The sequence below is a fragment of the Candidatus Kosakonia sp. 282A-S69 genome, from assembly GCF_029433855.1.
In the GTDB taxonomy this organism is placed as follows: Bacteria; Pseudomonadota; Gammaproteobacteria; order Enterobacterales; family Enterobacteriaceae; genus Kosakonia; species Kosakonia cowanii_A.
The window spans coordinates 2117748-2140413 of the sequence record NZ_JAROAU010000003.1; the positions used below are offsets into that span (position 1 = coordinate 2117748).

Consider the following 22666-nt stretch of genomic DNA (forward strand, 5'->3'; position numbering starts at 1 on the left):
ACCCGTGGGATTACTGCCCGCTCAGCACCCTTGCCGGATCGATGTTGCTTGCGCGACGCGCCGGATACCAGCTCGCCAGCAGGCTCAACAGCAACGCCGTCACCAGCACGTACACCACATCCAGCGGATGCAGTTCTGACGGCAGGAAGTCGATAAAGTAGATATCCCCCGACAGGAACTGATGGCCGATCAGCTTCTCAATACCGTTGATAATCGGTGTCAACTGTAACGAAACAATGACGCCAATCACCGCACCGCAGAGGCTGCCAAACAGCCCCGCCAGCAGACCGTACCAGACGAAAATCGCCCGGATCAAGCCATCTTTCGCACCGAGGGTGCGCAGCACGGCGATATCGCCGCTCTTATCTTTCACCGCCATCACCAGCGTCGAAACGATATTGAAGCAGGCGACGCCAATCACCAGCACCATCGCCAGATACATAATGGCGCGGATCATCTGGATATCGCGGTACATGTAGCCATATTTGCCGATCCAGCTTTTGATATAGACATAGCTGTTGGTCACTTCACCCGCGTCATGCACCAGCTTTTGGGCGTTGAACACGTCGTTCACTTTAATGGCGATACCGGTGACGCTGCTGCCCATATCAAGATAGTGCTGCGCATCCGCCAGCGGGATCATCGCGTAGTTGTGATCGAGCTGGCCGCTCAGTTGCAGAATACCAGTGACATGCAGACGCACGCGTTTCGGCTGCAACAATTTATGCGCATCGTCGGAGTTGGGGATCATGATCGAGACCCAATCGCCCTGTTTCACTTTCAGCGCGTCGGCCACCCCTTTGCCGAGGATGATCTGCTGGGAACCCGCGCTAAAGCCTTTCCATGCATCGCCCTGCACAAACTTCGGCAGCGCGCTGAGCTGCATCTCCTGCGCAGGATTAACGCCTTTAACCTGAATGGCGCGCAGGTTCGCCCCGCTCTCTACCAGCCCGGTAAAGTTGATGTAAGGCGCGGCGGCGGCGATACCCTGCACTTTTTGCACTTTGCCCAGCACCGTCTCCCAGCCGTTCCACGGCTGATTGACCGGCTCGATTTCGCCGTGCGGTACCACCGCCAGAATGCGGTTGTTCAGCTCACGTTCGAAGCCGTTCATTGCGCTAAGGCCGACAATCAGCACCGCTACGCCGAGCGCAATGCCGACGGTGGAGATAACAGAGATTAGCGACACCATGCCGCTACGGCGACGCCCGCGGCTAAAGCGCAGGCCGATTAATAATGACAGCGGGGATGCCATTACTCAGCCCCCATCAGGGTCAGGTCGGTTTTAAGATGGCCGTCGCGCATCTCCAGCTGGCGGTTCATGCGCTTCGCCAGTTGCAGATCGTGGGTTACCACCAGGAAGGCGGTGCCTTGGGCGCGGTTCAGCTCGCCGAGCAGTTCAAAGATGCTGTCGGCGTTGCGGGCATCAAGGTTGCCGGTCGGCTCATCCGCCAGCACCAGACGCGGGTTATTAACCAGCGCGCGGGCAATGGCAACGCGCTGACGCTCGCCGCCGGAGAGTTCAGACGGGCGATGGCTGGCGCGGTGCTCAAGGCCGACGGCGCGCAGCATCTCGCGGGCGCGGGTGTCGATCTCGGCCGGCTTTTTCTTGCCGATCAGCAGCGGCATCGCCACGTTTTCCAGCGCGGTAAAGTCCGGCAGCAGATGGTGGAACTGGTAGATAAATCCCAGCTCGCGGTTGCGCAGTTCGGCCTTCGCCGATGAGGAGAGTTTGCTCATCGGGCGATCGCCAAAGATGACGTCGCCGGAGGTGGGTGTATCCAGCCCGCCAAGCAGATGCAGAAGTGTACTTTTACCCGAGCCGGAGCTGCCGACAATTGCCATCAGCTCCCCTTCCGCCATGCTGAAGCTGACATTGTGCAGCACATCGGTCTGCACGCTGCCTTCCTGATAGCGTTTGCACAGGTTGTCGCATTGCAACAGGATCTTATTCATAACGTAAAGCCTCAGCGGGTTGAGTGGCGGCAGCGCGCCAGGAAGGGTAAAGCGTGGAAAGTAGCGCAATGGCCATCGCCACCAGCGCAATGCCAACGACCTGCAGTGGATCGATCGCCACCGGTAGCGCCGCGCCGTCGAGCAGCGCGCCGATAATCGGCATCAAATTGTTTAACTGGCTGGCCAGCAGCGCGCCCAGCCCGGCACCGAGCAGCGCGCCGATAATCCCGGCACTGGCCCCCTGCACCATAAATACCGCCATGATCTGACGCGGCGTTAAGCCCTGGGTTTGCAGAATGGCGACCTCGCCCTGCTTCTCCATCACCATCAGGCCAAGCGAGGTGATGATGTTAAAGGCGGCGACGGCAACGATCAGGCTCAGCAGGAGACCCATCATATTCTTCTCCATGCGCACGGCCTGGAAGAGTTCGCCTTTGCGATCGCGCCAGTCATGCCACTGGGTGCCTTCCGGCAGCGTTTGCTGGCTGAGAACATCGACTTTCAGCGGCTCATTGAGCCACAAGCGCCAGCCGGTGATATTGCCCGCCGGGTAGCGCATCAGGCGCGACGCGTCGTCGATATTGACCAGCATCTGGTACTCGTCCACTTCGCTGTTAGCGGCGAAGGTGCCAGCCACCGTGAAGAGGCGCTGGCTCGGCAGACGCCCCATCGGCGTGAACTGGCTGGCAGAGGGCACCATCACGCGAATTTGGTCGCCGCGGTTAACGCCCAGTTGGCTGGCCAACTGCTCGCCGAGAATAATGTTGTATTTGCCCGCCTGCAGCTGGTTTTGCTGCACGTTGACCAGGAACGGCGTCAGCGGATCTTTCTGCGCCGGATCGATACCCAGCATCACGCCAACCGCCACGCTGCGCGCGCTCTGCAGCACCACATCGCCAGTGGTCAGGGGGGCAATGCGCGACACTCCCTGCAGTTTGACGCTGCTGGCCGGAAACTGCTGCGGGTTGAGCGAGCCTTTCTGGGTGGTCAGCGTAGCCTGAGGCATCAGCCCGAGGATGTTATTTTGCAGTTCGCGTTCGAAGCCGTTCATCACTGATAACACCGTCACCAGCGCCATAACGCCCAGGGTGATGCCAATGGTTGACAGCCAGGAGACAAAGCGGCCAAAGCGGTCCGCTGCGCGTCCACGCATGTAGCGTAGACCTATGAAGAGAGTGACAGGCTGATACATGAAATCCGTCTGGTTGCTGTGAGCAGAGTCAGGAGTATATAAGCGAAAGGTGAGAGCGTAAATGCGTGATACCGTAAGAATTCATCGGATTTATGACAAAAAAATTCGCAAAATCAAATTGCTACTCTCGCCATAGCCCATACAGAGGTGCCTAAATTAGCAAGCTGCTAATCTTTCAACATCCACTTATTCCGAAAATGAATATATCCAGACTCTTTCCCGTTACATTCAGCGTTTGCATGGCCAGTATCTGTTGCCGGGATTATGGCAATAACAGGCACAAAACGAATGAAACAGAAAACATTATGGATAAACCAAATAAAAGGACTTTGCATTTGCCTGGTGGTGATTTACCACTCGGTTATAACTTTTTATCCACATCTCTCGGTCTTCCAGCATCCCTGGTCGCAAACGCTCTCCAAGTGCTGGATCTACTTCAACCTCTATCTCGCGCCGTTCCGTATGCCGGTCTTCTTTTTTATCTCCGGCTTTCTGATCCGCCGCTATATCGATGATGTGCCGTGGAAAGATGCTGTTGATAAACGCATCTGGAGCATTGTCTATGTGCTGGCGCTGTGGGGCGTGCTGCAGTGGGTGGGCCTGAGCCATCTTAACGACTGGCTGGCACCGGAGCGCGATCTTAGCAACTCGTCTAACGCCGCTTACGCCGACAGCTGGCAAGGTTTTATACACGGCATGCTGACCGCCACCACCAGCCTCTGGTACCTCTACGCATTAGTGGTCTACTTCACGCTGTGTAAACTGCTCAGCCGCTGGAAAGTGCCGATGCTGGCACTGATGATTTTGGCAAGCCTGGCGATTAACTACCTGCCGCTGCCGTGGTGGGGGATGAACAGCGTCGTGCGGAATATGATCTTCTACAGCCTCGGCGCCTGGTACGGTACGCAGGTGATGGAGTGGGTCAAAACCGTTTCTCTGCGCCGCTACGCCCTGCTCTTTGCCGTCGCCGTGGTGGTAGCGTTTGGGCTGTGGATGTTTAATATGCCGCTGCCGCTCTGCCTGCTGTCGATTGTCGGCATCATGCGTCTTTTCCAGGAGATGGAGAAGCGCTTCCCGCCGAGCGAGAAGAGCCTGCTCAATGTCGTCGGCTCCAATACGCTGGCGATCTACACCACGCACCGAATTCTGGTCGAGGGCTTTAGCCTGGCGCTGATCAAACCGCTTAACGCCGGTCTCTGGCCGCCCGCAGTGGAACTGGTGGTGCTGATTGTCTATCCGGCGGCGGTACTGCTGATCTGTACGCTGGTCGGGCTGATGGTGCGCAAACTCTCCTCCACGCTGTTTGGCGATCTCTTTTTCACCCCGCCAACAAAGCACCTTTCAGCCCTTACGGCACGCTGACAGGGCGATTTCTTGGCTAAACTCACGTAATCACACATAATCCTCGTATTGCGTATCAAGGATATGCCCCCATAACGGGGGTATATCCATAATGAGATCTTCATATCCCCATGCCTGAACAATACCGTTATTCCCTGCCGTCAAAAGCGGGTGACCAGCGCCAGTTTGGCGAGCTTACCGGCGCGGCCTGCGCCACCGAAGTGGCAGAAATCATTGAACGACACGCCGGTCCGGTTGTGCTTATCGCCCCGGATATGCAAAACGCGCTGCGTTTACATGATGAGATCAGCCAGTTTACCGATCGCCTGGTGATGAACCTCGCGGACTGGGAAACACTTCCCTACGACAGCTTTTCGCCGCACCAGGAGATTGTCTCCTCCCGTCTCTCCACCCTTTACCAGCTGCCAGCGATGCAGCGCGGTGTGCTGATAGTTTCAGTCAATACGCTGATGCAGCGTGTCTGCCCGCACAGCTACCTGCACGGTCACGCGCTGGTGATGAAAAAGGGTCAGCGCCTGTCGCGCGATCAGCTGCGTACGCAGCTTGATAGCGCCGGTTATCGCCATGTCGATCAGGTGATGGAGCATGGTGAATATGCGACACGCGGCGCGCTGCTCGACCTCTTCCCGATGGGCAGCAGTCAGCCTTACCGCCTTGACTTTTTCGATGATGAGATCGACAGCCTGCGCCTGTTTGATGCCGATACCCAGCGCACGCTTGAAGAGGTGGAGGCGATTAACCTGCTTCCGGCCCATGAGTTTCCAACCGATAAGACCGCCATTGAGCTTTTCCGCAGCCAGTGGCGCGATAAGTTTGAGGTAAAGCGCGACGCGGAGCATATCTATCAGCAGGTGAGCAAAGGCACCCTGCCTGCCGGGATCGAATACTGGCAGCCGCTCTTTTTCAGCGAGCCGCTGCCACCGCTCTTCAGCTACTTCCCGGCAAACACGCTGCTGGTCAGCACCGGCGATCTGGAAACCAGCGCCGAGCGTTTTCAGCAGGATGCGCAGGCGCGCTATGAGAACCGCGGCGTTGATCCAATGCGCCCGCTCCTGCCACCCGACGCGCTGTGGCTGCGGGTTGATCTGCTGTTCAGCGAGCTGAAGAAATGGCCGCGCATTCAGCTTAAAACCGGGCAGGTGGCGGATAAAGCGGGCCAGATAAACCTCGGTTACCAGAACTTGCCGGATCTTTCGGTGCAGGCGCAGCAGAAGTCGCCGCTGGATAATCTGCGTAAATTCCTTGAGTCCTTCAGCGGCCCGGTGGTCTTCTCCGTGGAGAGTGAGGGCCGCCGCGAGGCGCTGCTCGAACTGCTGGCGCGCATCAAAGTTGCGCCAAAACGCGCTCTGCGTCTGGATGATGCCAGCGCGCCGGGTGCATGGTTGATGATCGGCGCTGCCGAGCGCGGGTTTATTGATACGCTGCGTAACCGGGCGCTGATTTGCGAAGGCGATCTGCTCGGCGAGCGCGTTGCGCGCCGCCGCCAGGATACGCGCCGCACCATCAACCCGGATACGCTTATCCGCAACCTGGCAGAGCTGCATGATGGCCAGCCGGTGGTGCACTTTGAGCACGGCGTCGGACGCTATGCCGGGATGACGACGCTGGAGGCGGGCGGCATCACCGCAGAGTACCTGATGCTGACCTATGCCAATGACGCCAAACTCTACGTTCCGGTTTCATCGCTCCATCTCATCAGCCGCTATGCGGGCGGCGCGGAGGAGAGTGCGCCGCTGCATAAACTGGGCAGCGATGCCTGGACGCGCGCGCGGCAAAAAGCGGCGGAGAAGGTGCGGGACGTGGCGGCAGAGTTGCTGGATATCTACGCCCAGCGCGCGGCAAAATCGGGCTTCGCCTTCAAGCACGATCGTGAACAATATCAGCTCTTTTGCGACGGTTTCCCCTTCGAAACCACCCCGGATCAGGCCCAGGCCATCAATGCTGTGCTGAGCGATATGTGCCAGCCACTGGCGATGGATCGGCTGGTGTGCGGCGATGTCGGCTTCGGTAAAACCGAAGTGGCGATGCGCGCCGCCTTCCTCGCCATTGAGAACAATAAGCAAGTGGCGGTGCTGGTGCCAACCACCCTGCTTGCCCAGCAGCATTTCGATAATTTCCGCGACCGCTTTGCCAACTGGCCGGTACGCATCGAGATGCTGTCGCGTTTTCGCAGCGCCAAAGAGCAGACGCAGATCCTTGAGCAGGCCGCCGACGGAAAGATCGACATTCTCATCGGCACACATAAATTGCTGCAAAGCGATGTGAAACTGAAAGATTTGGGGCTGCTGATCGTCGATGAGGAGCACCGTTTCGGTGTTCGTCATAAGGAGCGCATTAAAGCGATGCGCGCCGATGTTGATATCCTGACGCTGACTGCCACACCGATCCCGCGCACGCTGAATATGGCGATGAGCGGCATGCGCGATCTGTCGATTATTGCGACGCCTCCCGCGCGCCGTCTGGCGGTGAAAACCTTTGTTCGCGAGTATGACAACCTGGTGGTGCGCGAGGCGATCCTGCGTGAAGTGCTGCGTGGCGGCCAGGTTTACTACCTTTACAACGATGTGGAGAACATTCAGAAAGCGGCCGACCGGCTGGCGGAGCTGGTGCCGGAAGCGCGTATCGCCATCGGTCACGGACAGATGCGCGAGCGCGAGCTTGAGCGGGTGATGAATGATTTCCACCATCAGCGCTTTAACGTCCTGGTCTGCACCACCATTATCGAAACCGGGATCGATATTCCGACCGCTAACACGATCATCATCGAGCGCGCAGACCACTTTGGCCTGGCGCAGCTACACCAGCTGCGCGGTCGCGTTGGGCGTTCGCACCACCAGGCTTACGCCTGGCTGCTGACACCGCATCCGAAGGCGATGACCACCGATGCGCAAAAACGCCTTGAGGCGATTGCTTCACTGGAGGATCTGGGCGCTGGCTTTGCGCTGGCGACCCACGATCTGGAGATCCGCGGCGCCGGCGAACTGCTCGGCGAGGATCAGAGCGGGCAGATGGAGACCATCGGTTTCTCGCTCTATATGGAGCTGCTGGAGAATGCCGTTGACGCCCTGAAAGCGGGTCGCGAGCCGTCGCTGGAGGATCTCACCAGCCAGCAAACCGAGGTGGAGCTGCGCATGCCTGCCCTGCTGCCGGATGATTTCATTCCTGATGTTAATACGCGACTGTCGTTCTATAAGCGCATCGCCAGCGCGAAAGATGAGAATGCGCTGGAGGAGATCAAAGTGGAGCTGATTGACCGCTTTGGCCTGCTGCCGGATGCCGCGCGCAATCTGCTTGATATCGCCATGTTGCGCCAGCAGGCGCAGAAGCTGGGGATCCGCAAGCTGGAGGGGAATGATAAAGGCGGCCTGATCGAGTTTAATGAGAAGAATCACGTTAACCCGGCGTGGTTGATTGGGTTGTTGCAGAAGCAGCCGCAGCATTTCCGCCTTGATGGCCCGACGCGGCTGAAGTTTTTCCAGGAGCTGAGCGAGCGGAAAACGCGCATGGAGTGGGTGCGCAACTTTATGCAGCAGCTGGCGGAGAACGCCGTCGCCTGACGGCGGTTTGACGCCTCTGCCCGCTTTTGCCCGATGGCGGCGGTGCCTTATCCGGTCTACGGAGTGCATTCTTTCGTAGGCCTGATAAGCGCAGCGCCATCAGGCATCATTCGGGATTCCAACGTTACTCCCCTGTCCACTTTTTTGCCGATGGCGGCGGTGCCTTATCCGGTCTACGGGATGCACTCTTTCGTAGGCCTGATAAGCGCAGCGCCATCAGGCATTTTTCCGGTCACCAATGTCAATCCCCTGCCCGCTTTATGCCGGATGGCGGCGTACCGCCTTATCCGGCCTACGGGATGCATTCTTTCGTAGGCCTGATAAGCGCAGCGCCATCAGGCATTTTTCCGGTCACCAATGTTAATCCCCTGCCCGCTTTATGCCAGATGGCGACGTACCGCCTTATCCGGCCTACGGTTCGGATGCTTTTTTCCGGCATTCGTGTGCCTTTTTGTAATATTTACAAATACTTTGCAATAACCAGGGTTTCCCGACGAACCCGGTGAGCATAATCCTATTGAGTAGTCTTATAGATATAACCTTATGATTTACATGGATTATGATCATGCCCAAAATGTCGCGCTTCGCTCACTGGATGACGCTGTTCGCCGTCGCCGCTACGCTTATCTTCGCCCTGTCCGCCCGCGCCAATACCTGGCCGCTGCCGCCTGCGGGCAGCAAGCTGGTGGGCGAAAACCGTTTCCATATTGTTGAGAACGATGGCGGTTCGCTGGAGGCGATCGCCAAAAAGTATGGCGTGGGTTTCCTTGCGCTGTTACAGGCCAACCCCGGTATCGACCCCTTTGTCCCGCGCGCGGGCAGCGTCGTCACCATCCCGCTGCAAACGCTGCTGCCGGATGTGCCGCGCAGAGGGATTGTGATCAACCTCGCCGAGCTGCGTCTTTACTACTACCCTCCCGGAAAAAATGAGGTCTCTATCTACCCGATCGGCATTGGCCAACTGGGCGGCGATACGCTGACGCCGACGATGGTCACCACGGTTTCCGATAAACGGGCCAACCCGACCTGGACGCCGACTGCCAATATCCGCGCCCGCTACAAAGCGCGCGGGATTGATTTACCGCCGGTGATGCCAGCCGGGCCGGATAACCCGATGGGTCATCATGCGATTCGGCTGGCCGCTTTCGGCGGCGTCTACCTGCTGCACGGCACCAACGCCGATTTTGGTATCGGTATGCGCGTCAGCTCCGGGTGTATTCGCCTGCGCGATAGCGACATTGCCGCGCTGTTTGCTGCGGTCAGCCCCGGTACGCCGGTCAATATCATCAATACGCCGATCAAAGCCTCGATCGAGCCAGACGGCACGCGGCTGGTGGAGGTGCATCAGCCGCTCTCCGAATCGATCGATGACGATCCGAAAACGCTGCCGATCCCGCTCAACGCGGCGATGAAGGCGTTTCAGGCCGATGCCCAAAGCGATGCGGCGGTGATGGCGCAGGCCATTGAGCTGCGCTCGGGAATGCCGGTAGATGTCACTCAACATCTGCAACAGAGTGTGCAGGCGATGTAACGCCCGCCCAGACAAAAAGGCCCTGCACGGTGTGCAGGGCCTTTTTTATGGCAGTGGCAAAATTCGAGGGTGGTGAACTTATTTGTAGAGCACTGCGGTGCCGTGCAGGCGATCGGAGCCGGTCACGGAGGTAATGCGGTAAGAGGAGGCGCCCAGTTGTTCGGCTTTCTCAGCCACTTTTTTCTCTACGGATGCGAGGTTGGTGCTGCCAGTCACGCCAATAGCGGTCAGCTCCTGCTGACCTGCCGGGGCAGACTGCACCTCAACAGCGGCAAAGCTGGCAAATGAGAGCGTGCTTAAAACAGCGGCGGTAAACAGCGTAGTGATGGTTTTCATAATGGTTTTCCTGATGCAGATGAACGGAGGTCGTTAGCATTTAGTTAACGATCGATAGGTAAATCATAAGTGTGATCAATATCACCCGTCAACAATTTTTTATAATGGTCATTAATTAATTTAATTAGTGCTTAATTTTCATAAACATATGATTTATTAATATGTGCGGTTTTGCGGCTGGTCATTCACCAGGATTATTTTTATAATGGGTATTCAACAAACCAACAAAGAAGCGGCTCTATGACCAGTGAAGTCAGCAGTTGTACGAAAAAAAGCCGTGGCCGACCAAAAGTGTTCGACAGGGAAGCGGCGCTCGATAAAGCCATGACGCTGTTCTGGCAGCATGGCTATGAAGCCACATCACTCTCCGATCTGGTAGAAGCGACCGGGGCGAAAGCACCGACGCTCTACGCAGAGTTCACCAATAAAGAGGGGCTGTTTCGCGCGGTCCTCGATCGCTATATCGCCCGGTTCGCCAGGCAGCATGAAGCGTTGCTGGAGTGCGAAGAGAAGCCCGTAGAAGAGGCGCTGCTGGACTATTTCTCCGCCGTCGCCAGGTGCTTTACCAGCACCGATACGCCCGCAGGCTGTTTTATGATTAACACCTCCGCAACGCTTGCCGCGTCGTCGCAGGAGATTGCGAAGACGATTAAAACGCGTCATGCCCGTCAGGAGGAGACATTGCAGCACTTCCTCGCGCAGCGTCAGGCGAAAGGCGAGATTCCGGCGGGCGTTGATATCGCCGCCCTCGCGCAATTCCTCGGCTGCATTTTGCAGGGCATGTCCATCAGCGCCCGTGAAGGTGCCTGCGTTGAGAAGTTACTGCAAATTACCCGCACCACCCTGCGCCTGTGGCCAGATCTAATCAAAGCGTCATAAAAAAATGAGACGGCATGCCGTCTCATCCCCTTCTGTGATAGTGATTACGTAATTCAACAATAGGTAAAAACTATCAGCCATTTCCCCGTCTTTGCTATGCTTAATTGTGATTATTGCCTCGCTAATCATTGTCGGCGGCAATATAAAACAATAAGTATGTTATTACAGGCGTCACTATTTCCCTTGCTCTCACTCTACGCATAATATCGATCGCTTTTATATGAGGATAAAGGGTCTTTTACTGACTAATCACATGCAGAAGGAAAATGGAAATGATTTTGCTATTACCATTCATCAAAGTGTTAATAGTAATTACATTGTTATTTGGTCTGTGGGTCTTGCTGGGTGGCTCCGTACTGTTTGCATTTGTCTCTGTCCTCATTACCGGATTGCTGGTTGTTCGCCAACAAGACTTTATTTAACAACGAAAAAGCCTCGCGTTATGCGAGGCTTTTTTGTGGCAAAAAAAGGCTCCTCAGCCTGAGCGATGAGGAGCCAATATGCAGAGTACTGCTTTTTTATGCTTTGTTATTCAGGATCAGCTGACCGTTGCTATCCAACGGGATCTGCGTACCAGGATCTTTATCCATGCGGATTTTCCCCTGCTGATCGCCGATTTTATAGGTCACGTCATAACCGAGCATTTTTTCCGATTTGTCATACACCGTGCTGCAGCGTTGCTGGGTGGTCGTGTAGGTGTCCCTCTCCTGCATCCCGCCCTGAATCTGGTTGCCGGCATAGCCGCCACCTAACGCGCCGACCACGGTCGCCACATCACGCCCGCGCCCGCCGCCAAACTGATGGCCAAGCACGCCGCCCGCTACCGCGCCCAGCACGGAGCCGGTAATACGGTTCTCATCCTGCACCGGACGACGATGCGTTACCGTGACATTACGACACGCCTCTCGCGGCGTTTTCACTGTCTCCTTGATCGGCGTGGCCGATACCACCTGCGCATATTGCGGCCCGCGATCAAAAACATTGAGGCTGGCGACTGCGGCAACGCCCAGTGCAGCGGCCACGCCAATACCGATACCCGCTAACATTGATTTATTCACAGGATTCTCTCCCTGGTTGGCTATTGGTAACAATTTTGCAATGGTGCAAGAGGGCAGCCAATCAGAAATCACGCAAAAATAGGGGTTCGACAGGTGAAAGCGCAGTTATTCAGAGTTGTCTGAGCAATAAAGGCACATCAGGCAGAGGGATATGCTGCTCTCGCGCCAAAAGGCGGAGAGCAGCAGAAGGATCAGTGGAGCTTAAGACGCGGGCGGATCACGCGGTTGATACTGCCAACTAACATCATCAACCCGGTTTTGAAGTATCCGTGTAGCGCAACCTGGTGCATACGATAGAGCGAGATGTAGACGAAGCGGGCAATACGCCCTTCGACCATCATCGAGCCGCGCATCAGGTTACCCATCAGGCTACCGACCGTGGAGAAGTTGGAGAGCGACACCAGCGAGCCGTGATCTTTATAGACGTAATCCTTCAGTGGCTTGCCTTTAATCTGTGCGAGGATGTTATGCAGCGCCAGGCTTGCCATCTGGTGCGCAGCCTGAGCGCGCGGCGGCACAAAACCGCCTTCAGGACGCGCGCAGGAGGCGCAGTCGCCGATCGCATAGATATCCGGGTCACGCGTGGTTTGCAGCGTCTGCTCCACCACTAACTGGTTGATGCGGTTGGTCTCAAGGCCGCCAATCTCTTTCATAAAGTCCGGCGCTTTGATGCCTGCGGCCCACACCATCAGATCGGCCTGAATATACTCACCCTCTTTGGTATGCAGACCGCCCTCATCAGCGCTGGTGACCATTGTCTGGGTAAGCACGCGCACGCCCATTTTGGTCAGCTCGTTGTGGGCAGCACCCGAAATACGCGGCGGCAGCGCAGGCAGAATGCGCTCACCCGCTTCCACCAGCGTCACGTTCAACGCTTCATTGGTCAGCCCTTTGTAACCGTAGCTGTGGAGCTGTTTGACCGCGTTGTGCAGTTCAGCCGAAAGCTCCACGCCCGTCGCCCCACCGCCGACAATAGCGATATTCACTTTGCCGTTTGCGCCGAGGTTTGCGGAGTATTTCAGGAACAGATTGAGCATCTCCTGGTGGAAACGACGCGCCTGATGCGGGTTGTCGAGGAAGATACAGTGCTCTTTTACGCCCGGGGTGTTGAAGTCGTTCGAGGTGCTGCCCAGCGCCATCACCAGCGTGTCGTAGGCCAGCTTGCGCTCTGGCACCAGCAGATCGCCCTTCTCATCGCGCAGTTCTGCCAGCGTCAGCGTTTTACTTTCGCGGTTAATGTCGATAACGGAACCGAGCTGGAACTGGAAATGGTGATTACGCGCGTGCGCCAGGTAGCTGAGGGCATCAACGCCTTCATCAAGGGAGCCGGTCGCCACTTCATGCAGCAGGGGCTTCCATAAATGGCTGTGATTGCGATCAACCAGGGTGATTTTCGCTTTTTTACCGCGCCCCAGCTTCTTGCCTAACTGCGTTGCCAGCTCAAGTCCGCCAGCACCACCGCCTACAATCACGATTTTTTTCAATGGTGTAGTCAAAGTGACCCCCTAAAATATTAACCAATTGTTAACTAAAAGTTATGAAAATAGCCCTTAATTAACAATGGTTTACGAGCTGGTAACCGAGCAGTGACCACGAGAATATCACGAACGGTTCAATGGTCATACCAAAATTGATGTGCATCAAGTTTTGCTGCCGCAAAGATGAGCAAGTGTAGACGTGCTGGCGCAAATGAAGCGGTAAAGAGGCGGAAAAAAGGTGACGCGGCAGGTGCTTACCTGCCGCAAAGAGGTGATTAACCGAGGGTTTTGAATGCCTTAATGCGTTGCAGATGCGGTGAGATGTTTTTGAATTTATGGGTCTGCTCTTCGTCCCAGACAATCTCATAGTAGGGATGGAGTTCACCGGCTGTACGCTGGCTGTCGAGCGCCTCATCCTGGCGGGAGAGGATCACAAGGCAGCGGTCGCGGTTCTTTTCACGAAAGTTGGTCACGCACTTGGTGGCGATATCCCGGTACTCTTCCGGCCGATCAATTTTTCCTTCCATATTTTCGTAAGGAAAGAGATTGGGATTGAAGATCACCTGGCGGATATCGCAGAGGAAACCAATGCGCTCCGCCCAGTAACCGCCCAGCCCTACACCGCAGATCAGCGGACGCTCATCGATATTGAGCTGCAGCATCTTATCCACCTCTTTCAGCAGATGCTGCATATCATGTTTCGGATGCCGCGTACTGTAGCTAATGAGCCGGACATCGGGATCGATAAACTGCAGTTGCAGCACCTTTTCATGGTTGCCGGGGCTGTTCGAGTCAAAACCGTGTAAATAGATAATCATGGTATCCTCACCACTTCGACGGTTTGTCCGCAGGGTTAATGCGCAGCTTTATGCGCCTGCCAGCGTTCGTGCAGCTGTTCCAGCTCGCTGTGAGCCGCTTTCCAGCGCGCCGAACTCATCAACTCCTGACGAGAAAATGAACCTTTATGATACAAATGTGTAACACGCTCTGCATTGATCGGTGACAGGTTATCCAGTACCTCAACGGCACCTTTACGATTATTACAGACCAGGATCATATCGCAACCGGCATCCAGCGATGCCTGCCCGCGTTCAGCGTAGCTGCCCATAATCGCCGCGCCCTCCATCGAGAGATCGTCCGAGAAGATCACGCCATCGTAACCCAGCTCGCCACGCAGCACGGTTTTCAGCCACCAGGGTGAGCCGCTGGCCGGGCGCGGATCGGCATCGGTGTAGATGACGTGCGCTGGCATAATCGCATCCAGCTTCTGCTGCTCAATCAGCGTCTTAAACACAGACATATCTTTTGCGCGGATCTCCGCCAGCGGGCGCGAGTCGAACGGCGTCTCTTTGTGCGAATCGGCGGTGACTGCGCCGTGACCCGGGAAGTGTTTACCGGTGCTTTTCATGCCGGCGCTGTGCATGCCGTCAATCACACGGGTGGCCAGCGTTAATGCTTTCTGCACATCTGCATGGTATGAACGCTCGCCGATAGCCGCGCTGATGTGCCCAACATCAAGTACCGGCGCGAAGCTGATATCAATATCCATGGCGATCATTTCGCTCGCCATCAGCCAGCCCGCCTCCTGCGCCAGCCGGCCGCCCTCCTCCATACCGAGCAGTGCAGCGAAAGATTGCGCCGCCGGCAGGCGGGTAAAGCCGTCGCGAAAACGCTGCACGCGCCCGCCTTCCTGATCGACCGCCACCACCAGCCGATGGCGGGAAGCGGCGCGAATTTGGCGCACCAGCTCGCGCAGCTGCTCGGGATCGTGGTAATTCCGGGTAAAGAGGATCAAGCCGCCAACCAGCGGATGCGCCAGGATCTCGCGCTCCTCCGCATCCAGTTCGTACCCTTCCACATCCAACATCACTGGACCCACACTCACCTCTCTTATCCTTCAGACTGAAGCTGACGCCATATTTCATTCGCCAGCATAATAAATTGTTGATCGCCGGTTTGCAGCCAGCGGCGTTCATACCAGCCGACCATTAGCATTAACACCCATGGCCGCCAGCGCCTGACCTGCCGCCAGAGCAGGGGCGGATCGATACTCCCCTGCTTTGCATAGTGCGCGGTAATATCAGCACGCTGCGCCTCGTTTTCACACCAGATACCGGCCAGTTCCAGCGCGACATCGCCGTCACCGGCATACTCCCAGTCGATGAGCCGCAACCCCGTATCGCCATGCACAATATTCCCGGCATGGACATCCATATGCAGCGGCGCAAGGCGCAGCGGCAGTGGTTCACCTTGACGCCGCAGCCTTTTTAGCTGCCGCAGCCAGAAGGGCGTACGTCGTGCGGGCGCGCTGCACTGCCAGTCCCGCTCCAGCAGCGGTAACAGCGTTATGCGCCAGCCGAAGCATCTCTGCCGGTGCAGATCATACAGCAATCTCGCCAGCGCGTCGGCCTGCGGCAGCGCGGTATCAATCGTGCCGGGGATATAGGCGATCGCCATCCAGCCAGCCGCGAAAAAAAGGGGCTGTGGCGCAACCGTAGCGGGAAGATGGCGCAACAGACGATACTGGCGCAGAAAGGGTGATGAGGCGGCATCATGCTGCTGGCGAAGCACCAGCGTTTGCTGCCCGTCGCTGATCAGACAGCTCCCGCCGCTCAGCCCAACATGCTGGCTGGCGACGGGAGCGTAGTGCGGAAAATAGCGTGACAGGATGGCGTCACGCGTCAGATTACTGCTGCTGAACGGCACCTTTACCTGACCAGATAATCTCGCCGGTCTGCACCAGCATTAACTGCATTTGCAGCGAAGGCGCATTGGCATTACCGGTTGCGCTGGAGTAGAGCACATATTGCGCCCCGACGTTGCGCGCAATGCCGATCGCTTTGCTGCGCGTGCCAAGGCTGTCCTGCGGCGACAGGCCGAGCTGCTGCTTGGCAACCGCCAGCTGCTGGGCGGTAATCAGCGTGAATTTACCGTTATTCGCCAGCGCGTTACGCACCACTTCCGTTGCTTCGCCGGTGTTAATCGAGCCGTTGGTGCGGTTGTTTACGCTATCCACCAGCAGAACGCTGCCGGCATTCACCCCGCTGGCCTGCAACATTTTGCCCACCATCGGCTGTACCGCGCCGTTCCAGTCGTAATGGCGTTCGCGCGGCGTTGGCTGGCCGTTCTGATCCGGATGTTCAATCGGGCCAGGTTGCTGCGGCAGCGTTGGCACGGAAGGTACTCCCGGAACCGGCTGCTGTGGCTGTTGAGGTTGCGCCGGTTGCGTCGCGCCGCCGCCAGCCTGCTCAACCGGAGCCGGTTGCTGGTCGGTAATACAGCCTGCAAGCAGCATGGCAAGGGTGGTCAGTAACGCGTAGCGTCCAATGGTCTTAATCAAGTGTCACCTCTTAGAGATAGAGATAGAGTCTGACGCTGTGCGCGCCGAGATAGTTAGCGCTGCCATAGAGAGTCATGGTGGCATTACCAGGAACCGTTACGCTACGCGGCGCTTCCAGCGGATGCATCTCCAGACCTCTGGCGTCATACCAGTAAAAGCGATAGTGCAGCGTGACGGGCTGCTGGCGTTCGTTATAGATCTTTGAGGAGGCGGAGGGCTGAAGCGCCTCCCGGCTCATGGTCGGCGGCTGCGCGATAATGCCTGCGGCGAGGATGCTGGACTCCATCACCAGCGTTTGATCGCTGGCGACCGGAATTGCGGGCCGGGAGCCGCAACCGACAAGCGCTAACGCCGTCAGCAGTAACGCAACACGCGCGACGCTCATCTTAAAGACCTTTATGAGCCAGCATCGGCCCCAGCACGCGCCCGCCCAGCAGGTGCATATGAATATGGTAAACCTCCTGCCCGCCGTGACGATTGCAGTTCATGATCAGGCGATAGCCATCTTCGGCAATCCCCTCATCACGGGCAATTTTCGCGGCGACCGTCATCATGCGCCCCAGCGCCTGCTCATGGGCCTGAGTCACATCATTAACGGTTGGGATAAGCAGGTTCGGCACGATCAGCACATGTGTCGGCGCTTGCGGAGAGATATCGCGGAAGGCGGTAACCAGTTCATCCTGGTAAACGATGTCCGCCGGAATTTCGCGACGAATGATTTTGCTGAAAATGGTCTCTTCGGCCATGACGTTTTCCTTTTCTGAATGCGGGCCATGCCGCTGTCGTCGTCAATTATGTGCCCTAGAGTATGATCGAGATTCTCTTGTTCTTTCAACTATAACGCTGTTTTTCTTTCCCCTTTTACGCCCGGCCTGATTGTGGCAGGCACAGACGCCGCCCGAAGCAGATGAAATCGCATTTCATAATCGATAATTACATCTGTTTACACCAGAGTAGTGAATGCGTATATTTCGCATTTGCATTTCCATGCGCGCTTCGCGCTAACGCTTTTTCTTCCCGCTGCCGACAACGTATTGGCTGCGGGTTTTGCTCACACACCATTAAGGGTTCATCATGTCTTTCCCGCAGAATGATCGCTACGGCGCTCGCGCCTGTACGGTCGCCCCTTCCCTGCTGGCTGTTGCTATTGCTTTTGCGCTCACCCCGACCAGCGGTTTTGCCGCCGGTAACGAAGAGACTGTGGTGGTTGAAGGCAGCAGCGCTGCTGACACCCGTGCCCTGACCGAACAGGATTACAATACGCAGACCACCGCGGCAGGCACCAAAATGACGCTGGTACAGCGCGACATTCCTCAGTCAATCAGCATCACCACTCAACAGCGAATGAAGGATCAGCAACTGCAAACGCTGGGCGACGTGCTGAAAAACACCACCGGCGTGTTCGAGAGCGCGGCAGACTCCGATCGCAGCACCTACTACTCGCGTGGGTTCCTGATTGATAACTACATGGTCGATGGCATCCCGACCATTTTTGAAACCCGCTGGAACCTGGGCGATGCGCTCTCCGACACCGCCATGTATGAGCGCATTGAAGTGGTGCGCGGCGCAACCGGGCTAATGACCGGGGCGGGCAACCCATCCGCTTCCGTGAATATGGTGCGCAAGCACGCCGACAGCCGCGAATTTACCTCAAATGTCTCGGCAGAGTATGGCAGCTGGAATAAACAGCGTTACGTGGCGGATGTCTCCACCCCGCTGACGGAAGATGGCAGGATCCGTGGCCGTGCGGTGGCCGGTTACCAGCATAATGACAGCTGGCTGGACCGCTACAGCCAGGAGAAGAAGTTCTTCTACGGCGTGCTGGATGTCGATTTGACTGCCTCGACCGCCTTCTCCGTCGGTTATGACTATCAGGAGACCGACGTTGACAGCCCAACGTGGGGCGGCTTGCCGCGCTGGTATACCGATGGCACGAAAACGCACCCGAGCCGCAGTGACAGCACCGCGCCGGATTGGGCCTACAACAATAAAGTCTCTAAACGTACTTTCGCGACGCTGAAACAGAGCCTCAGTAACGACTGGCTGCTGACGGTCAACGGCACCCATACCGAGACGCAACTCGACAGTAAAGCGCTCTATGTCGACGGTACGGTCGATAAAACAACGGGCCTGATGGTCAGCCCCTACGGCGCTTCCTACCCCTATGTTGGCGGCACCGGGTATAACACCGGCATGCGCAAAGTCGACGCGCTGGATACCTTTGCTAACGGATCGTATGAGCTGTTTGGCCGCCAGCATGAGCTGATGGTCGGCGGTAATCTGAGTAAGCAAAATAACCGTTACTTCAGCTCGTGGGAGAATATCCTCGATACGTCACTCGGTAACTACAGTAACTTCAACGGCAACTACCCGGAAACCCAGTGGGCACCGCTAAGCCTGGCGCAGGAAGATACCATCCGCCAGCAGTCAGCCTACCTGGCGACGCGCATCTCTCTTGCCGATCCGTTGCATCTGATTGCGGGCGCGCGTTATACCAAATATAAGCTTGAGACGCTGACGCAGGATCTGGAGAAGAACAACCTCTCGCCCTATGCGGGCCTGATCTTCGACATCAACGATACCTGGTCAACCTATGCCAGCTACACCTCCATCTTTAAACCACAAGAGTACCGTGACGCGCAGGGGAAATATCTCTCGCCGGTAACAGGGAAAAACTACGAACTGGGTGTGAAATCTGACTGGATGAACAGCCGTTTAACCGCTTCGCTCGCCGTGTTCCGTATCGAGCAGGATAACCTGGGGCAAACCACCGGTGGCGTGGTGCCGGGCACCAGCGGCGAAAGCGCTTATGAAGCGGTTGATGGCGCGGTGAGTCGAGGCGTTGAGCTGGAAGTTAACGGCGCGCTGACGGACAACTGGCAGATGACTTTCGGCGCCACGCGCTACGTCGCAGATGATAAAGATGGCAATGCGGTGAACCCGAACTTACCACGTACGTCGGTGAAAGCCTTCACCAGCTATCGCCTGCCGATGCTGCAGGCGCTCACCGTAGGCGGCGGCGTTAACTGGCAGAACAGCACCTGGGCAAATGTCAGCACCGCCAACGGTAATGTCCGCTCTGAGCAGGGCAGCTATGCGCTGGTCGATCTGTTTGCCCGTTATCAGGTCACGAAACAGCTCTCGGTGCAGGCGAACATTGATAACCTCTTCGATAAGAAATATGACACCAACGTCGACAGCCGCTCCTATGTGTTCGGCGAGCCGCGTAACTTCTCAGTAAGCGCCAATTATCGCTTCTGATTTCGCACCAAAAAACAGAAGGAGCCTGCGGGCTCCTTTTTTTATGGGCCGACCGTAGGCCAGATCAGTTAACGCCGCCATCCGGCAAAACGGATGGCGCTTACGCTTATCCGGCCGACAAATGCAAATGCAGGCAATAAAAAAGGGAGCCATCAGGCTCCCTCAGTCTCCCCAGACAATGGCTTAGCTGTTGCGGATGTACTCATCCATCTCGGTTTTCAGGTTATCGGATTTGGTACCGAAAATCGCCTGAACGCCGGAACCGGCAACAACCACACCCGCAGCGCCCAGTTTCTTCAGGCCTGCCTGATCCACTTTCGCTACGTCAGCAACGCTGACACGCAGACGCGTGATACACGCATCAAGGTTGGTGATGTTCTCTTTGCCACCAAACGCGGAGACCAGAGCCGGAGCCATTTCGCTGGTCGCGCCAGCTTTGCTCTCTTCGGTAGTCTCTTCACGACCCGGGGTCTTCAGATCCAGCGCTTTAATCAGCACGCGGAAGACGGTGTAGTAAACCACCGCATAGCAGATACCGATGACCGGGAAGAGCCACAGCTTGCTGCTGTTGCCGCTCAGCACGATGAAGTCGATCAGACCGTGAGAGAAGGACGTACCGTCACGCATACCCAGCAGGATACAGATCGGGAAGGCCAGGCCTGCCAGAACCGCGTGGATAATGTACAGAATCGGCGCCACGAACATGAAGGAGAACTCGATCGGCTCGGTGATACCGGTCAGGAACGAGGTCAGCGCGGCGGAGATCATGATACCGCCCACTTTCGCGCGGTTTTCCGGTTTCGCAGAGTGCCAGATAGCAATCGCGGCAGCCGGCAGACCGTACATTTTGAACAGGAAGCCACCGGAGAGTTTACCTGCGGTCGGGTCGCCTGCCATGTAGCGCGGGATATCGCCGTGGAACACCTGACCTGCGGCGTTGGTGAATTCACCAATCTGCATCTGGAAAGGTACGTTCCAGATATGGTGCAGACCAAACGGCACCAGGCAGCGCTCGATGAAGCCATAGATACCGAACGCAACAACCGGGTTCTGGTAAGCAGCCCACTGAGAGAAGGTCTGGATAGCAGTACCAATCGGCGGCCAAATGAAGGAGAGGATCACGCCGGTGAAGATTGCCGCCAGACCAGAGATGATCGGCACAAAGCGTTTACCCGCGAAGAAGCCCAGATACTCAGGCAGCTTGATACGGTAGAAGCGGTTAAACATATACGCTGCAATCGCACCAGAGATGATCCCGCCGAGCACACCGGTGTCTGCCAGGTGTTTCGCCGCGATCTCTTCAGCAGGTAAATGCAGAACCAGCGGCGCAACCACCGCCATGGTTTTAACCATAATGCCGTAAGCGACAACGGCGGCAAGCGCTGAAACGCCGTCGTTATTGGTGAAGCCAAGGGCCACACCGATCGCGAAGATCAGCGGCATGTTGGCGAAAACGGAACCGCCCGCTTCGGCCATAACATGGGAAACCACTTCTGGCAGCCAGCTGAAGTTTGCAGAACCGACGCCCAGCAGGATACCTGCGATAGGCAGTACGGATACTGGCAGCATCAGCGATTTACCGACCTTCTGCAGGTTAGCAAATGCATTCTTAAACATAATTGAGAGTGCTCCTGAGTATTAGTGCTTTTTTCTACGCTTTCGCGCATTGGCACGGGGGGAGAACCGCGCCGTGGGAAGGGCATCTAAGCGCCCTTTATTTATTACACAGAGTAAAATAAATCGTTTCAGGTTTGTTTGACCGCTATCACGTTTCAGCCAGCGCCGACAATAAAACTCACATTGCCTTACATTTGCCGCTCTGTTTAGGTCAAATTGTAACCGTCACCGCCCATTTTATGGCGGTGAACTTTACTCTTATCGGTTATTAATTACGAGTACTAAAATAAGCTGCTTTTCAGGCTGAGCGCAGACGAGACGGGGCGATATGGAACAGCCGGGCAAAATTTTGCGTCGTCTGCTGTGCAAGCTCTTCAATGGAGACCCCCTTCAGCACCGCCATATACTCGGCAACATCGCGCGTCATGGCGGGCTGGTTTTCTTTTCCGCGGTGCGGCACCGGAGCCAGATAAGGTGAATCGGTCTCTACCAGCAGGCGATCGAGTGGCACATAGCGCGCGGCGTCGCGTAGCTGCTCGGCGTTGCGGAACGTGACGATGCCAGAGAAAGAGATATAGAAGCCCATATCCAGCAGCTTACCCGCCGTTTCACGATCCTCGGTAAAGCAGTGTAGTACGCCACCGCAATCCTGCACTTTCTCTTCTTGTAAAATCGCCAGCGTATCGGCGCGCGCGTCACGCGTATGCACAATCACCGGTTTATTCAGTTCGCGCCCAATGCGGATATGGTTGCGAAAGGAGTCCTGCTGGCGCGGTTTGGTTTCCGGGGTATAGAAGTAGTCGAGGCCGGTTTCCCCCATGGCCACGACACCCTCTTCCGCGGCCAGCTGGCGCAGGGTTTCCACCTCGTATGGTTCATCCTGATTGAGCGGATGTACGCCGCAGGAGAAGACCACATTCTCACGCTCGCCAACTAATGCCCGCATGGACCGATATCCGGGCAGCGTCGTGGCGACCGCGAGGCAGAACTTCACATCCCGCGCGGCGGCTTTCGCCAGCACATCATCCACATCTTTATGCAGCGTTTCATAGTTAAGGCCATCAAGATGGCAGTGCGAGTCGACTAAAAACATAATGTC

General features: G+C 56.6%; 19 protein-coding genes. 5 read left to right on the forward strand and 14 right to left on the reverse strand.

Annotated elements, in window-relative coordinates; genetic code table 11:
* Window positions 1–10 precede the first annotated feature (10 nt).
* From lolE to lolC, 3 genes are read right to left on the reverse strand one after another with little or no spacing between them, the layout of a single operon-like run.
* On the reverse strand, window positions 11–1255 hold the full coding sequence (gene lolE / locus PU683_RS15795; protein WP_277173119.1) for a lipoprotein-releasing ABC transporter permease subunit LolE: 1245 nt from the start codon (window positions 1253–1255) through the stop codon (window positions 11–13).
* The gene (lolD, locus tag PU683_RS15800) at window positions 1255–1956 is read right to left on the reverse strand and encodes a lipoprotein-releasing ABC transporter ATP-binding protein LolD (protein ID WP_277173121.1); all 702 of its coding nucleotides are present in this window, start codon (window positions 1954–1956) and stop codon (window positions 1255–1257) included. Before lolD ends, lolE begins: the two co-directional genes overlap by 1 nt.
* The gene (gene lolC, locus PU683_RS15805; RefSeq protein ID WP_277173123.1) at window positions 1949–3148 is read right to left on the reverse strand and encodes a lipoprotein-releasing ABC transporter permease subunit LolC; all 1200 of its coding nucleotides are present in this window, start codon (window positions 3146–3148) and stop codon (window positions 1949–1951) included. The genes lolD and lolC overlap by 8 nt, the downstream gene beginning before the upstream one ends.
* Window positions 3149–3436: 288 nt before the next feature.
* Between lolC and PU683_RS15810 the strand changes: the two genes are divergently transcribed.
* The 3 genes from PU683_RS15810 to ldtC all read left to right on the forward strand — a co-directional run bounded on the left by PU683_RS15810 (window position 3437) and on the right by ldtC (window position 9598).
* On the forward strand, window positions 3437–4510 hold the full coding sequence (locus PU683_RS15810) for an acyltransferase family protein (protein WP_277173125.1): 1074 nt from the start codon (window positions 3437–3439) through the stop codon (window positions 4508–4510).
* A gap of 110 nt (window positions 4511–4620) precedes the next feature.
* Complete coding sequence (mfd, locus tag PU683_RS15815) at window positions 4621–8067, forward strand: transcription-repair coupling factor (RefSeq protein WP_277173127.1); 3447 nt, start codon at window positions 4621–4623, stop codon at window positions 8065–8067.
* 565 nt (window positions 8068–8632) lie between these two features.
* Window positions 8633–9598 (forward strand): L,D-transpeptidase LdtC, encoded by a 966-nt coding sequence (gene ldtC, locus PU683_RS15820; RefSeq protein WP_277173129.1) that lies wholly within the window; start codon window positions 8633–8635, stop codon window positions 9596–9598.
* 78 nt (window positions 9599–9676) lie between these two features.
* On the opposite strand, the gene bhsA is transcribed toward ldtC, so the two are convergent.
* Window positions 9677–9934 carry a multiple stress resistance protein BhsA gene (gene bhsA, locus PU683_RS15825; RefSeq protein ID WP_277173131.1) on the reverse strand — a complete coding sequence of 86 codons (258 nt, stop codon included), beginning with the start codon at window positions 9932–9934 and terminating at the stop codon, window positions 9677–9679.
* A 240-nt stretch (window positions 9935–10174) separates the two neighbouring features.
* Here bhsA and PU683_RS15830 point away from each other — a divergent pair, with 240 nt between their 5' ends.
* Window positions 10175–10813 carry a TetR/AcrR family transcriptional regulator gene (locus PU683_RS15830; protein WP_277173133.1) on the forward strand — a complete coding sequence of 213 codons (639 nt, stop codon included), beginning with the start codon at window positions 10175–10177 and terminating at the stop codon, window positions 10811–10813.
* A gap of 518 nt (window positions 10814–11331) precedes the next feature.
* Here the strand turns inward: PU683_RS15830 and PU683_RS15835 are convergent.
* The 8 genes from PU683_RS15835 to hinT form a co-directional block, all read right to left on the reverse strand.
* Window positions 11332–11871, reverse strand: coding sequence for a glycine zipper 2TM domain-containing protein (locus PU683_RS15835; protein ID WP_277173135.1), 540 nt, complete (start codon window positions 11869–11871; stop codon window positions 11332–11334).
* A gap of 191 nt (window positions 11872–12062) precedes the next feature.
* Window positions 12063–13367: an NAD(P)/FAD-dependent oxidoreductase gene (locus tag PU683_RS15840; protein ID WP_277173138.1), complete on the reverse strand. Its 1305-nt coding sequence runs from the start codon at window positions 13365–13367 to the stop codon at window positions 12063–12065.
* Between the two features lie 257 nt (window positions 13368–13624).
* Complete coding sequence (gene ycfP, locus PU683_RS15845) at window positions 13625–14167, reverse strand: alpha/beta hydrolase YcfP (RefSeq protein ID WP_277173140.1); 543 nt, start codon at window positions 14165–14167, stop codon at window positions 13625–13627.
* Window positions 14168–14202: 35 nt separating this feature from the next.
* Window positions 14203–15228, reverse strand: coding sequence for a beta-N-acetylhexosaminidase (gene nagZ, locus PU683_RS15850; protein WP_277174309.1), 1026 nt, complete (start codon window positions 15226–15228; stop codon window positions 14203–14205).
* An 11-nt stretch (window positions 15229–15239) separates the two neighbouring features.
* Window positions 15240–16055, reverse strand: coding sequence for a thiamine kinase (thiK, locus tag PU683_RS15855; RefSeq protein ID WP_277173142.1), 816 nt, complete (start codon window positions 16053–16055; stop codon window positions 15240–15242).
* A complete protein-coding gene (lpoB, locus tag PU683_RS15860) occupies window positions 16036–16689 on the reverse strand; it encodes a penicillin-binding protein activator LpoB (protein WP_277173144.1) in 654 nt (217 codons plus the stop codon). Before lpoB ends, thiK begins: the two co-directional genes overlap by 20 nt.
* A 10-nt stretch (window positions 16690–16699) precedes the next feature.
* Complete coding sequence (locus PU683_RS15865; protein ID WP_023481573.1) at window positions 16700–17074, reverse strand: YcfL family putative periplasmic lipoprotein; 375 nt, start codon at window positions 17072–17074, stop codon at window positions 16700–16702.
* Between the two features lies 1 nt (window position 17075).
* On the reverse strand, window positions 17076–17435 hold the full coding sequence (hinT, locus tag PU683_RS15870) for a purine nucleoside phosphoramidase (RefSeq protein ID WP_023481409.1): 360 nt from the start codon (window positions 17433–17435) through the stop codon (window positions 17076–17078).
* A 328-nt stretch (window positions 17436–17763) separates the two neighbouring features.
* On the opposite strand from hinT, the gene fhuE reads away from it, so the two are divergent.
* The gene (gene fhuE / locus PU683_RS15875; RefSeq protein WP_277173147.1) at window positions 17764–19950 is read left to right on the forward strand and encodes a ferric-rhodotorulic acid/ferric-coprogen receptor FhuE; all 2187 of its coding nucleotides are present in this window, start codon (window positions 17764–17766) and stop codon (window positions 19948–19950) included.
* A 183-nt stretch (window positions 19951–20133) separates the two neighbouring features.
* Here fhuE and ptsG read toward each other — a convergent pair whose 3' ends face one another.
* Together ptsG and PU683_RS15885 are read right to left on the reverse strand one after the other, a co-directional pair.
* Window positions 20134–21567 (reverse strand): PTS glucose transporter subunit IIBC, encoded by a 1434-nt coding sequence (gene ptsG / locus PU683_RS15880; protein WP_277173149.1) that lies wholly within the window; start codon window positions 21565–21567, stop codon window positions 20134–20136.
* A gap of 298 nt (window positions 21568–21865) precedes the next feature.
* The gene (locus PU683_RS15885; RefSeq protein ID WP_277173151.1) at window positions 21866–22660 is read right to left on the reverse strand and encodes a metal-dependent hydrolase; all 795 of its coding nucleotides are present in this window, start codon (window positions 22658–22660) and stop codon (window positions 21866–21868) included.
* Window positions 22661–22666: the final 6 nt, after the last annotated feature.